This window comes from Nonomuraea cypriaca, from assembly GCF_015645445.1.
Taxonomy (GTDB): Bacteria; Actinomycetota; Actinomycetes; order Streptosporangiales; family Streptosporangiaceae; genus Nonomuraea; species Nonomuraea cypriaca.
On record NZ_JADOGI010000041.1, the window covers coordinates 46,900 to 60,405 of the forward strand.

General features: G+C 69.1%; 8 protein-coding genes, 2 tRNA genes, 1 pseudogene and 1 riboswitch. Of the genes and pseudogenes, 1 reads left to right on the plus strand and 10 read right to left on the minus strand.

Annotation, left to right across the window (positions count from 1 at the left end; all coding sequences use genetic code 11):
- Positions 1–91: 91 nt before the first annotated feature.
- The 10 genes from ITP53_RS16075 to ITP53_RS16120 form a co-directional block, all read right to left on the minus strand.
- Complete coding sequence (locus ITP53_RS16075) at positions 92–3,454, minus strand: CARDB domain-containing protein (protein WP_195896191.1); 3,363 nt, start codon at positions 3,452–3,454, stop codon at positions 92–94.
- Between the two features lie 250 nt (positions 3,455–3,704).
- Positions 3,705–3,778: transfer RNA gene (locus ITP53_RS16080), tRNA-Leu, on the minus strand.
- 116 nt (positions 3,779–3,894) lie between these two features.
- Positions 3,895–3,970: transfer RNA gene (locus ITP53_RS16085), tRNA-Pro, on the minus strand.
- Between the two features lie 205 nt (positions 3,971–4,175).
- Positions 4,176–5,246 carry a mechanosensitive ion channel family protein gene (locus ITP53_RS16090; RefSeq protein WP_195896192.1) on the minus strand — a complete coding sequence of 357 codons (1,071 nt, stop codon included), beginning with the start codon at positions 5,244–5,246 and terminating at the stop codon, positions 4,176–4,178.
- Between the two features lie 18 nt (positions 5,247–5,264).
- Entirely contained in the window at positions 5,265–6,260 is a 996-nt protein-coding gene (locus ITP53_RS16095; RefSeq protein ID WP_195896193.1) for a ribonucleotide-diphosphate reductase subunit beta, read from the minus strand.
- Positions 6,261–6,298: 38 nt separating this feature from the next.
- Positions 6,299–8,467, minus strand: a complete 2,169-nt coding sequence (locus ITP53_RS16100) for a ribonucleoside-diphosphate reductase subunit alpha (RefSeq protein WP_195896194.1) — start codon at positions 8,465–8,467, stop codon at positions 6,299–6,301.
- Positions 8,468–8,589: 122 nt separating this feature from the next.
- A riboswitch (cobalamin riboswitch) is annotated at positions 8,590–8,785 on the minus strand.
- A 4-nt stretch (positions 8,786–8,789) separates the two neighbouring features.
- Positions 8,790–9,740, minus strand: coding sequence for a Bug family tripartite tricarboxylate transporter substrate binding protein (locus ITP53_RS16105; RefSeq protein WP_195896195.1), 951 nt, complete (start codon positions 9,738–9,740; stop codon positions 8,790–8,792).
- A 112-nt stretch (positions 9,741–9,852) separates the two neighbouring features.
- Complete coding sequence (locus ITP53_RS16110; protein WP_328814669.1) at positions 9,853–10,614, minus strand: SAM-dependent methyltransferase; 762 nt, start codon at positions 10,612–10,614, stop codon at positions 9,853–9,855.
- Between the two features lie 71 nt (positions 10,615–10,685).
- Positions 10,686–12,506, minus strand: a complete 1,821-nt coding sequence (glmS, locus tag ITP53_RS16115; protein WP_195896196.1) for a glutamine--fructose-6-phosphate transaminase (isomerizing) — start codon at positions 12,504–12,506, stop codon at positions 10,686–10,688.
- Between the two features lie 18 nt (positions 12,507–12,524).
- A complete protein-coding gene (locus tag ITP53_RS16120; protein ID WP_195896197.1) occupies positions 12,525–12,800 on the minus strand; it encodes a hypothetical protein in 276 nt (91 codons plus the stop codon).
- A gap of 328 nt (positions 12,801–13,128) precedes the next feature.
- Here ITP53_RS16120 and ITP53_RS57495 point away from each other — a divergent pair.
- Positions 13,129–13,506, plus strand: a pseudogene (locus tag ITP53_RS57495) (N-acetylmuramoyl-L-alanine amidase); the annotation flags it as partial.

Consider the following 13,506-nt stretch of genomic DNA (forward strand, 5'->3'; position numbering starts at 1 on the left):
CATCCCTTTTCGTGAATTAACCCCCATGACTGAAATTATGGGATGGCAATTCGGGGCCCGGGCAGGCGAGAAGGCGACCGTACGACAGAATTCATTCTCTGTTCACGGGGACCCTCGTCGCCGCGCCGTGGAGCTGGCCGCCTGTGATCACGAAGCTCGATCCCGGTTCCCTGACGATGTCGCCGGTGGCCGAGTTCGTGATGGTGACATCGGTCAACGTCGCGCTGCCGCGCGCGCCGCCATGGGCCAGGATGCCCGCGCCGTTGTTGGACCTGTCGATGCGGACGTTCGTGACGGCGACGTTCGGCATGTTGCCGCCGCCCGACTTGAACTGGATGCCGTCGTAGGTCGAGTCGGAGATGTCGGTGTCGCGGATGGTCACACCGGTGATGTCCCTGTTCTGCGCGAAGAGGGTGATGGCGCCGAACTTCTGCGCCTCACCCCAGAAGACGCCGCCGCAGCGGTGGAGAGCGTTGCCGGCGATCAGGGTCTGGCCGGAGAAGGCCAGCGGGTCGTGGTCGGTGGCGAGCATGATGCCGGGGTAGTTCATGGTGTCGTAGATCAGGTTGTTCTCGACCGTGTTGTCGTGGCCGCCGTAGATCGCGATGCCGTTCGCCCGCCACGGAAGCTGGATGGTGTTGTTGACGAACTCGTTGTCGTGGGCGATGTCCACCGCCGGGTCCTTCACGAACCTGTTCGCCCAGACGGCCAGGGAGTCGTCGCCGGTGGTACGGAAAGAGGAGTTGAACACGCGCGAGTTCCGCGTGCCGTTGCTGAAGTTGATGCCGTCGGCGTACGTGTTCCGGATGCGCATGCCGCTGAACTCCAGCCCGTCAGCCGGTCCCCACAACTCGGGGATGTTGTCGTAGTCGCGGCCGACCCAGACGCCCACGTTGGCGTGCTCGATCCACACGTTGGTGATCTTCGTGTGCTCGCCGAACCGTCCGTTCAGCCCGACCCCGCCCTCGGCTCCGCCGGGGCCGCCGCGGATGCGTCCTGAGCCGAAGATGGCCAGGTCGGAGATCTGGACGTTGTCGTCGATGTCGAAGCCGAAGTTGCCTTCGTGCGGGTGATTGATGCCGCCCGTCGCCAGATGCGGCTCGGTCAGGGTGTAGAGCTGGGAGTGCCACATGCCCGCGCCGCGGATCGTGACGTCGCTGATGCCGACCTGGTTGTACTGGCCGCGGTTCAGCGGATCGTCGGTGAGGATCTTCTTCTCCTGCCGCCACTGGCCCGGCGGGATCCACACGCAGCCGATGACGCCGTTCTGGTCGTCCGTGACCGCCCGCTGGATGGCGCCCGTGTCATCGTTTCCGTCGTTGGGTACGGCGCCGTAGTCGGTGATGGAGGTGCATCCGGCCGGCTTGGCGGCCGCGGGCGCCACCTGCTCCAGGTCGATCAGGTCGACGATGTAGAAGGCGGCGGTGTCGCCGGCGTCACGCTGCAACCGGAACCTGGTGCCGACCGGGTACGAGCGTGACAGCAGCGCGTGTGCCTCGTCGAACAACCTCCGGGCGTCGGCCTGCGGGGTGTTGGTCAACGCTTCCGGATCGTCGCTGGTGCCGTACAGCCAGCTGTGACGGGACGAGAGAGTGAGCTTCTGCGTGAAGGTCCCGTTGACGTACAGGCTGATCGTGGCCTCGATGCCGCCGCCGCCCGGCGCGTCGGGGATCGAGTTGCGCACCACGATCGAGTTGGCGGGGTTGACCGAGGCGAACTCGACGTACTGGCCGGTGCTTTCGAGCCTGACCGACTTCCTGCCCGAGGACTCGGTCGCGAAGTTGGTGTGCCCGAATGTGCGTAGCGGATCAGCCTGCAGCAGAGTGCCCTGGTAGGCGGCGGATTCGGCCTCGTACTCGACGTACGGCACCGAGGCGCCGCGGCCGACGGCGATCGTCTGCGAGAGCGTGTTGTTGCTCTCGTCGGTCTCCGCGACGGTGCCGGTCGCGTCGGCGGTGGCGATGATGGTGGCGCCTCCGCTGGTGGCGGTCCAGCCGCCGGTGACGGCCACGTTGGCGGTCGCGCCCGCGGCGATCGGCGCCGTCCCGGTGTCGAGCGTGGTGCCGCCCACCGCCACCCGGGTGACCGTGGCGGCGCCGGCCGCGCTGGTTCCGCGGTTCCGCACGGCCACGGTGAACGTGACCCGCGCTCCGACGGCGGGGTTCGGCGGAGTGGCGCTGACGCTGAGGACCTGCAGGTCGGGCCCCGGGGCTTCGGCGACCACCAAGGACGTGGGCGCGGTGAAGGCGTTGTTGGCCTCGTTCTGCTCGATGACCTTGTCGTCCTCGTCCGCCTTGGCCGAGAGCTGGTACGTGCCGGCCTGCCTGGTCCCGATGCCGGCGGACACGGTGGTTGACGCACCCGCGGCCAGGGCGCCCACCGCGGCGGTACCGACCTGGGTGGTGCCGGCGTAGAAGGTGACGGACGTGGCGGCCGAACCCGCGGTGCCGGCGTTCTTGACCGTGCCCGACAGCGTGATCGCGCTCGTCGCGGTGGGCGAGGCGGGTGTCCAGGTGAGGTTCGTGACGGTGAGGTCGGGGTTGGGCGACGGGGTGCCGAAGACCTGGAACTCGGCGATCTGGCCGCCCGGGGCGCCGGTGTTGGCCGTGATCTGCAGCCGTACCTCGGCCGCCGCGCCCGTCACCGGGATGGTCACCGTGTTGCCCGTCGCCGGGTCGAAGGTGTGGACGGCCTGCGGGACGAGAGTGGTGAATCCGCTCGCGCTCTGCTCGCGGCCGAGCACCTGGATGGTCTGCGTACGCCTGGCCCAGACCGGGTCGGGGTTCAGCTTGAGTGTGATCGAGGACAGGTCGGCGTTCCCGCCGAGCCGCACGGTGAGCGTGCCCGGGTTGGCGGCGCTCTCCCAGTACGTCTGGACGTTGTCGTCATTGGCGTTGGCGGCCACGTAGGTCTGGGTGTGGGAGGAGGCGGTCATGGCCTGGCCCAGAGCCAGGTTCGTACCGCCGCCGGGGTTGTCCGGTGCGCTGCCCCATGCCTCGAACTCCGAGAGCTGGCCCGCCGGCCAGCCGGAGTTGGCGATGATCAGCAGCCGGACGTACCGCGTGGTCGTTGGGGTGAAGGTGATGGTGGCCGTGGGGTTGAAGGTGTGGGTGGCCGAGCCGGCGATGGTGGTGAAGGCGGAGCCGTTCGTGCCGCCCTGGACGGTCAGCGTCTGCGTACGGCCCGGCCACCCGGAGGGCAGCTTGAGCACCAGCTTGTTCACGCGGGCGGCGGCGCCCAGATCGACCTGGACCCACTGCGGGAAGGCGTTGTTCGCCGACTCCCAGTAGGTGGCCTGGTTGCCGTCGGTCACGTTGGCGGCGCGGTAGACGTCGGCGAAGCCGCTGGCCGTGGCGGTCTTGCCGGCGGCGAGGTCGGTGTCGGCCGCGGCCTGTGCGGGCGGCGCGACGAGGACTCCGATGAGTAACGTAAGGGCGGCTAACAGTGCTCTCATGGGGGTGGCCCTTCGGGTAAGGCGGATGGCCGAACCATAAGATGTCGAGCAGATAGCCGCAATATTTCGACGATATTGCGCAAAGAAATAACTTAGGGATCCTCATGTGTTGGGGTTCTTCGCCCTGCGTGCACCTCTGAACTGGCCAGGCAGCGCGTTGTGGTGGCATGCAAGGCGCGACGTCGAGCGCGCGCAAGAAGCCGCAACTCTTGCGCTCGGCGGTGACTCATCTTGCGCAAGGGGGTTTGTGTGCCGCTCCAGGGATTCGAACCCTGAACCTCCGCCTCCTGAAGACGGCGCCTCTGCCTGTTGGGCCAGAGCGGCTGGGCCCCGGGCCTGGCCGGCGTGAGCCGTGCCCGGGGCGGGGCCGGGTCCGGCCGGGGGGCGCCATTCCCACCGGCCAGGCCGTGGCCCGCGGCCCTTTCCTTTCAGGGCCGTCGTCCGAGTGGCAGGATTCGAACCTGCGCTGCTCCTGCACCCAAGGCAGGCGGGCTGACCAAACTGCCCCACACCCGGTCGTGAATGAAACAAGCCGCCTCGGAACAAGGCCCGAGACGGCTTTCCTGGAAATCCGTCGATGGATTATCCGGAAAGCCACCGCCGCAGCTCAGAGCGGGTCGCAGGCGGTCGTGAGATGCTCAGGTAGGGCACTTCGCCGCCTTTCTTCTCGTCGCTGGACGATGTCCACGGTAAACCGGAGGCCGGCGTATGCGCCACCTGTTTATTTGGCGGGCCAGGTCGCGCCGACGCGGGTTTCCGGCGATTCGACGCGGAATCGGGGCAGCGACTCCGGGTGGTTGTCCCGTACGTAGTCGACGAGGAATTCGCGTACGTCGCATTTGAGGTCCCACGCGGACGGCGAGTCGGCCGCGCTCATGAGGGCGCGCAGCTCCACCAGCCCGTTCGGGAGCACGTCGGTGACCTGCAGCACCCAGTCCTTCTGGTCCCACAGCGGGTTGCCCTGCAGGAACTCGTACAGCGCGTGGCGCAGTTTCGCCACGGGCACGGACCAGTCGACGCGCAGGAACACGACGGCGAGCACCCGGCTGCCGTGCCGGGTCCAGTTCTCGAACGGGGTCTGGGTGAAGTAGGAGACGGGCAGGACGAGGCGGCGCTCGTCCCAGAGGCGCAGGACGACGTACGTCAGGGTCAGCTCCTCGATCCGGCCCCACTCGTCCTCGACCACGATCACGTCCTCGAGGCGCAGCGCGTCGCTGAAGGCGAGCTGGAGCCCGGCGAGCATGTTGCCGATGGTCGGCTGGGCGGCGATGCCGACGACCGCGCCGGCGATGCCCGCCGAGGCGAGCAGGCCGGCGCCGAGCGCCCGCACCTGCTCGAAGGAGAAGAGCATCGCGCCGAACGCGATCACGATGATGACCGCGACGGCGATCCGGCGGACCAGTGTGATCTGCGTCATGATCCGCCGGGCCCGGCGGTTGCGCTCGCCCTCGACGAGCACCAGCCGATCGAGTATGACGTCCGTCAGCGCGTACGCGGCCTCGACGATCAGCCAGGTGACCGCGATGATCGTGGCCAGGCCGAGCACCCGCTCCACCGACGCCGCGACGCCGCGCTCGGCCGGGGAGGGGCCGAACATCCCCGGCCCGAACACGACGTTGAAGGCGACCACGGCGGCCACCGCGAACGCGGGCCACGTGCAGCGCTCCACCAGATGCCGGGCGAGCGCGAACTTGCGCCCGACCCTGCCCAGCACCCGCCGGCCCAGCTCGACCAGGAGGATCGACCCGATCACCGAGATCACAAGGATCGGCCAGTCTGCTGGAGACTGCACGCTTATGCCCCCAAATGTCTAGAACGTCTCGTCAAAGGTCACGTTGCCCCCAACCGCCACTTGGTAAGCCGAAACCCGCCGTTCGAAGAAATTGGCCAGTTCTTGCACATCCTGCAACTCCATGAACGCGAACGGGTTCGCGGAGCCGTACCTCCTGGGCATGCCCAGCCTGGTCAGCCGCTGGTCGGCGACGTACTCGAGGTACTCGCGCATCTGCGCGACGCCCATGCCGGGCATGCCGTCGCCGCACAGGTCGGCGGCGAAGGCCAGCTCGGCGGCGACGGCCTCCTCCAGCATCTCGGTCACCTGCGCGCGCAGTTCGTCGTCGAACAGCTCGGGCTCCTCGGCCCGGACCGTGTCGACCACGCTGAAGGCGAACTCCATGTGCATGGACTCATCCCTGAACACCCAGTTCGTCCCGGTGGCCAGGCCACCGAGCAGGCCCCGGGAGCGGAACCAGTAGACGTACGCGAAAGCGCCGTAGAAGAACAGGCCCTCGATGCAGGCGGCGAAGCAGATGAGATTCAGCAGGAACCGGCGGCGCTCCTGCGCGCTCTCCAGCCGCCGCAACTCCTCGATCGAGTCGATCCACTTGAAGCAGAACTCCGCCTTGTCCCGGATCGAGGGGATGTGCTCGATCGCGGCGAACGCCTTGACCCGCTCGTCTGGATCCGGCAGGTACGTGTCGAGCAACGTCAGGTAGAACTGCACGTGCACGGCCTCCTCGAACAGTTGCCTGCTGAGGTAGAGCCGCGCCTCGGGGGCGTTGACGTGCTGGTAGAGGTTGAGCACCAGGTTGTTGGCCACGATGGAGTCGCCGGTGGCGAAGAACGCGACCAGCCGGTTGATCAGGTGCCGCTCCTGCGGCGTCATCCTGGCCAGGTCGGCGAGGTCGTTGTGCAGGTCCACCTCCTCGACCGTCCACGTGTTGCGGATGGCCGCGCGGTAACGGTCGTAGAACTCGGGATAGCGCATGGGACGCAGGGTGAGGTCCATGCCGGGGTCGAGCAGCATGAGTCGTCCTCCTTGGTGGGCGGGCTGAGTGGCGGGGGTTACTGGCAGGCTTCGCAGATCTCGGGGTTCTCCAGCGAGCAGGCCACCGCCTCCGCCGCGGCGGGCGCGGCGAGCGTGGTCTGGGCGATCCTGGTGGCCGGGCGTGAGCGCAGGTAGTACGTCGTCTTCAGGCCGCGCTTCCACGCGTACGCGTACATCGAGGAGAGCTTGCCGATCGTCGGCGCGGCCATGAAGAGGTTGAGCGACTGGGACTGGTCGATGTACGGCTGCCGCGCGGCGGCCAGGTCGATCAGCGCCTTCTGCGGCAGCTCCCACGCCGTGCGGTAGAGCGCCTTGAGATCGTCGGGGATGCCGGGAACGTCCTGCACCGACCCGTCGGCCCGCTTGATGTCGTCGCGCACCTGCCGGGTCCACGACCCGCGCGCCTGCAGGTCGGCCACCAGATAGCGGTTGACCTGCAGAAACTCGCCCGACAGCGTCTCGCGTTTGAACACGTTGGACACCTGCGGCTCGATGCACTCGTAACACCCGGCGATGGACGCGATCGTGGCGGTCGGCGCGATGGCGATCATGAGCGAGTTCCGCAGGCCGGTCGTGGCGATCCTGTCCCGCAGCGCCTCCCAGCGCGGCGTGCCGGCGACGTAGTGGTCGGGGTGCAGCACTCCCCCGGCCGCGCGCGTGTCGGCGTACGACGGGTGCCGGCCGCGCTCCACCGCCAGGTCGGCCGAGGTGTCGTAGGCGGCCAGCGCGATCTCCTCGGCGATGCGCGTGGACAGCTCCAGCGCGCGCGGCGAGTCGAACGGCAGGCGCAGCGTGAAGAACACGTCGGCCAGGCCCATCACGCCGAGCCCGATCGGCCGCCACCGCTTGTTCGCAGCCTCGGCCTCTGGCGTCGGGTAGAAGCCGAGGTCGATGGTCCGGTCCAGGAAGCGCACGGCCGTGCGCACGGTCCCGCGCAGCCGCTCCCAGTCGACGTCCCCGCCCGTGATGTGGGCGGCCAGGTTGACGGAGCCGAGGTTGCAGACGGCGGTCTCGGCGTCGCTGGTGACCTCGAGGATCTCGGTGCAGAGGTTGGACAGGTGGATGACGTTCTCGGGGCGGGCGGTCTGGTTGGAGGTGCGGTTGGCTGCGTCCTTGAACGTCATCCAGCCGTTGCCGGTCTGGGCCAGCGTGCGCATCATCCGGCCGTACAGGACCCGCGCGGGGAGCTGCCTGACGTACCGCCCGGCGGCCTCGTGGGCGCGGTACGCCGCCGTGAACGCCTCGCCGTACAGGTCGGTGAGGTCGGGCACCTCCTTCGGGTCGAACAGGGACCAGACCTCGTCCGCCTCCACCCGCCGCATGAACTCGTCCGGCACCCAGTTCGCCAGGTTGAGGTTGTGGGTGCGGCGCGCGTCCTCGCCGGTGTTGTCGCGCAGTTCCAGGAACTCCTCGACGTCGGCGTGCCACGTCTCCAGGTAGACGCAGGCAGCGCCCTTGCGCCGCCCGCCCTGGTTGACCGCCGCGACCGACGAGTCGAGCGTGCGCAGCCACGGAACGATGCCGTTGGAGTGGCCGTTCGTGCCCCGGATGAGCGAGCCCCTGGAGCGCACCCGTGTCCAGGAGATGCCGATGCCACCGGCGTACTTCGACAGCCTGGCCACCTGGCCGTACCTGTCGTAGATGCCCTCCAGCTCGTCGCGCGGCGAGTCGAGCAGGAAGCACGAGGACAGCTGCGGGCGGCGCGCGCCCGCGTTGAACAGCGTGGGCGAGCTCGGCAGGTAGGACAGCGTGGACATCAGCGCGTACAGCTCCGCCGCCTCGGCGACCGACTCCGACAAACCGCAGGCCACGCGCAGGAAGAAGTGCTGCGGCCGCTCCAGCACCGCCCGCGTCTCGGGGTGTCGCAGCAGGTAGCGGTCGTAGACCGTGCGCAAGCCGAAATACTCGAACCGGCCGTCGGCCTCGTCCGAGATCAACGCGTCCAGTTCGGCGGCGTGCGCGGCGACGAACTCCGCCAGGCCGTCCTGGATCAACCCGGCCGCGTGGGTGGCCGTGATCGACTCGGAGAACGACCTCACCCCGTGCGCGGCCGCCTCGCCGGCGATCTCCTCGGACAGCAGCCGGGCGGCGACCCTGGAGTTGGCCGGGTCGGCGATCACCCGGGCGGCGGCCTCCTCGATGGCCAGGCGCCGCTCTGCCGGGCCGGCCTCAACGATCTGCGTCACGTGCTCTCTCTCCTCGCGAGCTCATCCCCGTGAGGGCGCGCGAGAGCACGGCGGCATGGGGGAACCCCCGGCCACCTCGCTCCCGGCCCTCCCTCGAGGCCATGGACACTTTTCGCCGGGCACGAGGCCCGGCGCCGCCGGCAGGTCTTCGGGCTCGCGGGCGTGTCGATCGTTCCTACTGGCCGTCGCTTCCCAGATCGCTCCAGTGCACAATGACGGCGGTCGTTCCCGCTCACCGCTGCGGGGCAGCCCCGGAATCACACCGGGTTCCCTTTTGCTCCGCCTCCGGAGAGGCGAACCAGCGACGTCCAGGATCCTACATCTAGTGGCCGTTCCTGCAACCGACCCAGCATGTTGTGGATCGGGTGGTGTCGATCAGCCCGAGATCCCGCAGCACGGCACGCGTGCGCTCGGCCTCCGAGCCGAGCCACGTCCCGAAGTCGTCGCCGCTGAGCGGAGCGGAAATCCACCCCGCCGCGCGGCAGGCCGCCCGCCAGCCGGGCGAGGCGGTCACCTCCTCGCACATGCGGATGGCCGATTCGCGACCTTCGTCCGTCATGTCGATGGGTCCGAAGGCCGCGACCCAGTCCGAGAAGTCCACGCGTACGCCGCACTCCAGCAGCGTCGGCACGTCTTCCAGGTCGGGGATCCTGGCGGCCGAGGACACCGCCAGCACCCTGACCCGGCCGGAGCCGATGCCGGTGCGCCAGTCGGTGAACAGTCCCGCGGCCGCCGCGGCCTTGCCGCCCAGCAGCGCCACGCCGGCCTCGCCGCTGCTGGGGTAGCCGGTGTAGTCGACCTGCCTGGTGTCGGCCCCGAGGCCCTTGGCGATCAGGCCGAACAGCAGATGGTCGGGCTCGCCCTGCGGCCCGCCGGCCAGCGGCGTGCGGCCGGGCTGGGCGAGCAGTTGGGCGCCGAAGTCGTCGAAGCTCTTGAAGGGTGAGCCGGCCGGCACCACGACGACCTCCACGTCACCGATCAGCCTGGACAGCGGGGTCGCGGCGTTGAACAGAGACTGACCGTTGTTCAGCTGGGCCGCGGCCAGCTCGGGCAGCCCGGTCACCGTGATCGGCCGGCCCCCGCCGGTCCGGTATCCGGCCGCGCGGGCGGCGTCGGCGAACGCCTGAGCGACGTCGGCCCACCGGGGTCCGCCCGGGTTGATCGCGTACTCCGTACGGATGACGGTCGTGCCGCCGGTGACCCGTTCCGTACCGCAACCGGCCAGGAACCCGGCCATGCCCAGGCTCCACGCGAAGAACCCCCGACGGTGCATGCGCCCTCCCCCGAGCTTGGCGAGTGCCCCGATCACCTATGGTTATTGACAATTCACTCGCCGTTACACATCAGGACCATGCTCGCGCAGTACGGGATGGCTCAACCATTTTTCAGGGCTTTTTACCGACTCCGGCCATCAGCGACGACGGCAACGACCAGTCGCCCACCAGCTTGGGGCGGTCCGGACGCCAGTCGACGGCCTGGATCAGCCCGGGCGGCTCCAGCGGGAAGTCGCCGAAGAACGCGCGGATCTCGGCGGGGGTGCGGTCGGCGCCGCCACCGGACGAGCCCCTGCCCCTGGGCCGCTCCTCGCCCTCCGCCCGGCCCATCGACGTGAGGTGGGTGATCACCAGGTGGCTGCCCGGCGCCACCCGATCGCGCATCACCGCCACCGCCCGCCCCGGCTCCGCGGACTCGGGCACGAAGTGCAGGATCGACACCAGCAGCACGCCGACCGGCTCGTCCAGGTCGAGGAACCGGCCGGCCTGGTCCAGCACGCCGGCCGGATCGAGCAGGTCCGCCTCGACGAACACGGCCCTGCTCGAACGTCCGAGCAGGGCCGTGGCGTGGGCGGCGACGATGGGGTCGTGATCGACGTAGACGACCCGGGCCGCGGGTGCGACCTCGTGCGCGCTGCCCTGGGTCGGCAGCCCGCTGCCCAGGTCGAGAAACTGGCGGACCCCCGCGGCGGCCACGTAGCGCACGGCACGCTGGAGGAACGCCCGGTTGGCGCGGGCCAGCGGTACCGCCTCCGGGATCAGCTCAGCGAGCTGATCGATGGCCTGGCGGTCGACCGCGAAGTTGTCCTTCCCGCCGAGCATGTAGTCGTACATGCGTGCGGGATGGGGCCGCAGTTGGTCGAACTTCCGCACATCTCTGAATTTATGCCGTCAGCGGCCGAATAACACTACCCTGAGGTGATTGTGGCTAATTTGGCTGCTGGTTATTCGACAGTAACGCTCTTGGCAAGGTTGCGTGGCTTGTCCACATCGCGGCCGAGCGCCACGGCGGCATGGTACGCCAGCAGCTGGAGCGGGATCGTGAGCAGGATCGGGTCCAGCTCGATCTCGTTCTTGGGGATCACGATCACGTCGTCGGCCAGCTTGGCGGCGGGCTCGCGGTGGCCCACCATGAGCACCTGGCCACCCCGGGCCCGGATCTCGCCGAGCGTGGTGAGGTTCTTGTCGAGCAGCTCGTCGTCGGGCACGATCGCGACCGTCGGCATGTCGGGGCCGATCAGCGCGAGCGGGCCGTGCTTGAGCTCACTGGCCGGGTACGCCTCCGCGTGGACGTACGAGATCTCCTTGAGCTTCTGCGCGCCCTCGCGGGCCACCGGGTAGCCGCGGACGCGGCCGACGAACATCATGCCCGGGTGCTTGGCGTACTTCTGCGCCAGCTCGGCGATCTTGTCGCCCTGGGCGAGGATCTCCTCGATCTGGCCGGGCAGCCTGCGCAGGCCGTCCACGACGCGCCGCCCGTCGGCGGGCGACAGGTCGCGCACCCGGCCGAGGTGCAGCGCGAGCAGCGCGAACGCCAGCGACGTCGAGGTGAACGCCTTGGTCGATGCGACCGACACCTCGGGGCCCGCGTGCAGGTAGATGCCGCCGTCCACCTCGCGGGCGATGGCGCTGCCGACGGCGTTGACGATGCCGATGACCCGGCCGCCCTTGCGCTTCAACTCCTGTACGGCGGCGAGCGTGTCGTACGTCTCCCCCGACTGGCTGATCGCGACGTAGAGCGTGTTGGGGTCGACGACCGGATTGCGGTAGCGGAACTCGCTGGCCGGCTCGGCGTCCGCCGGGATGCGGGCCAGCTCCTCGATGAGCTGCGCCCCGATCTGCCCGGAGTAGTAGGCGGACCCGCAACCGATGATCTTCACCCGCCGGAACGAGCGCGTCTCGCGGGCGTCCATGTTGAGCCCGCCCAGGTGCGCGACGTGGAAGCGCTCGTCGAGCCGGCCGCTCATGGTGCGGGTGATCGTCTCTGGCTGCTCGGAGATCTCCTTGAGCAGGTAGTGCTCGTAGCCGCCGGTGTCGTAGTGGCCGGCGTCCCAGTCGACGGTCAGCGGCTCCTTGGCCGTCTCGCGCGCGTCGCTGGCGAAGGTGTGGAAGCCGTCGGCCTTGAGCACGGCCAGCTCGCCGTCCTCCAGGTGTACGACCTGGCGCGTGTAGCGGACCAGGGCGGCCACGTCGGACGCGGCGAACATCTCCTTCTCGCCGATGCCGAGCACGATCGGGCTGCCGTTGCGCGCCACGACCACCTCGCCGGGCCGCTCGGCGTCGATGACCGCGATGCCGTACGTGCCGACGACGAGCTTGAGCGTCTTCCTGACCGCCTCCTCCAGGGTGTCGTTCTCGTCGGCGGCGCGGGCGATCAGGTGGGCGAGCACCTCGGTGTCGGTCTCCGAGGCGAAGGCGACGCCGTCGGCCACCAGCTTGGCGCGCAGCTCGCCGGCGTTCTCGATGATGCCGTTGTGCACGACCGCGATGCGCTGGTCGGCGGACAGGTGCGGGTGGGCGTTCTCGTCACTGGGCACGCCGTGCGTGGCCCAGCGGGTGTGACCGATGCCGAGGTTGCCCTTGAACCGCACCGGCACCACCTTGGCCAGGTCGGCCACCCTGCCCTTGACCTTGCGTAGCTTCAGCCCCCTGTTGGACACCACGACCCCGGCCGAGTCGTAGCCCCGGTATTCAAGCCGTTGCAGCCCTTCCAGCAGGATGGGCGCCGCGTCCTTGGGGCCGACGTAGGCCACGATTCCGCACATCGAGGTCTCCTTCTTGACTTATCCGTAAACGATCCTGCGGAGCTGCCGCAGGGACAGCTCTGGCGCCGCTACCGGGCGACCGCGTAATTCGGCGGCGATCCTGGGGAAGATCTCGTCGTTGGTGTGGCCGCGCGACTTCAGCTCCCCGTGACGGCGCCGGACGAACTCCTCGACCGGCTCGGAGAAGTACGCCACCACGTCGGCGACGACGCGGGCCGCCTCGCCTGGACCGAGCGGGCTCGTCCTGGTGAGGTGGGCGATGAGATCTTCGTAGGGATGCCGCGGCGTGGACACAGACGAGGACCCTACGGCTCTGGAACGAGACACCACAACATCCTGCCCGATATCGGGCAGGAATTAACTCTATAACGCTTCTGATCATCGGAACGTTCGTGCCGGGCTTCGCGGCCTCCGAGGCGAACGGGCACTTCTCGCGGGAATCCAACGAGACCTGATCACGCCGGGCCGCCGACTGGGCCGGGTCTGGCGCCCGATGACTGGGATGCCGAATTCGCCGCTGATCTCGCTGATCACATGCGTATCATCCGACCCGTCTGACACATCCCTTTCTGGGAACAGTTACGGTGAGTAGTCATCTCGTGACATTCCTGGGGAGATGTTCATGCAACTCTTGCTCGCCGCCCTCCTGACCGCGGGCACGCTGTCCGCCCCCGCCGAACCCACCGTCCTCCCGGCACGGGACGCCTCGGGGTGGCGGACCGACCTCGCCGGCAGCGGGCGGTCGGAGCGGCAGGCCGAGTTCGCCGGCGCGGCTCGCGAGTACGGGGTGCCGGAGAGCGTGCTGCTCGGCGTCGCGTACCTGGAGTCACGCTGGGACGCGAACGGCGGGCGGCCGAGCACGGCGGGCGGCTACGGGCCGATGCACCTGGTGGACACGATCCCCGCCGAGGCCCAGGTGGCCGGGATCGGCGACATGATCGGTGATGCCCGTGGCGACGACGCCCGCCCGATGACCGTCCCGCGGGGGGCAAGCCCCCCG

Bases quoted from the DNA above. Each gene is read 5' to 3' on its own strand.
- ITP53_RS16075 (WP_195896191.1), bottom strand. From the start codon at position 3,454: ATGAGAGCACTGTTAGCCGCCCTTACGTTACTCATCGGAGTCCTCGTC.
- ITP53_RS16095 (WP_195896193.1), bottom strand. From the start codon at position 6,260: ATGCTGCTCGACCCCGGCATGGACCTCACCCTGCGTCCCATGCGCTAT.
- ITP53_RS16105 (WP_195896195.1), bottom strand. From the start codon at position 9,740: ATGCACCGTCGGGGGTTCTTCGCGTGGAGCCTGGGCATGGCCGGGTTC.
- glmS (WP_195896196.1), bottom strand. From the start codon at position 12,506: ATGTGCGGAATCGTGGCCTACGTCGGCCCCAAGGACGCGGCGCCCATC.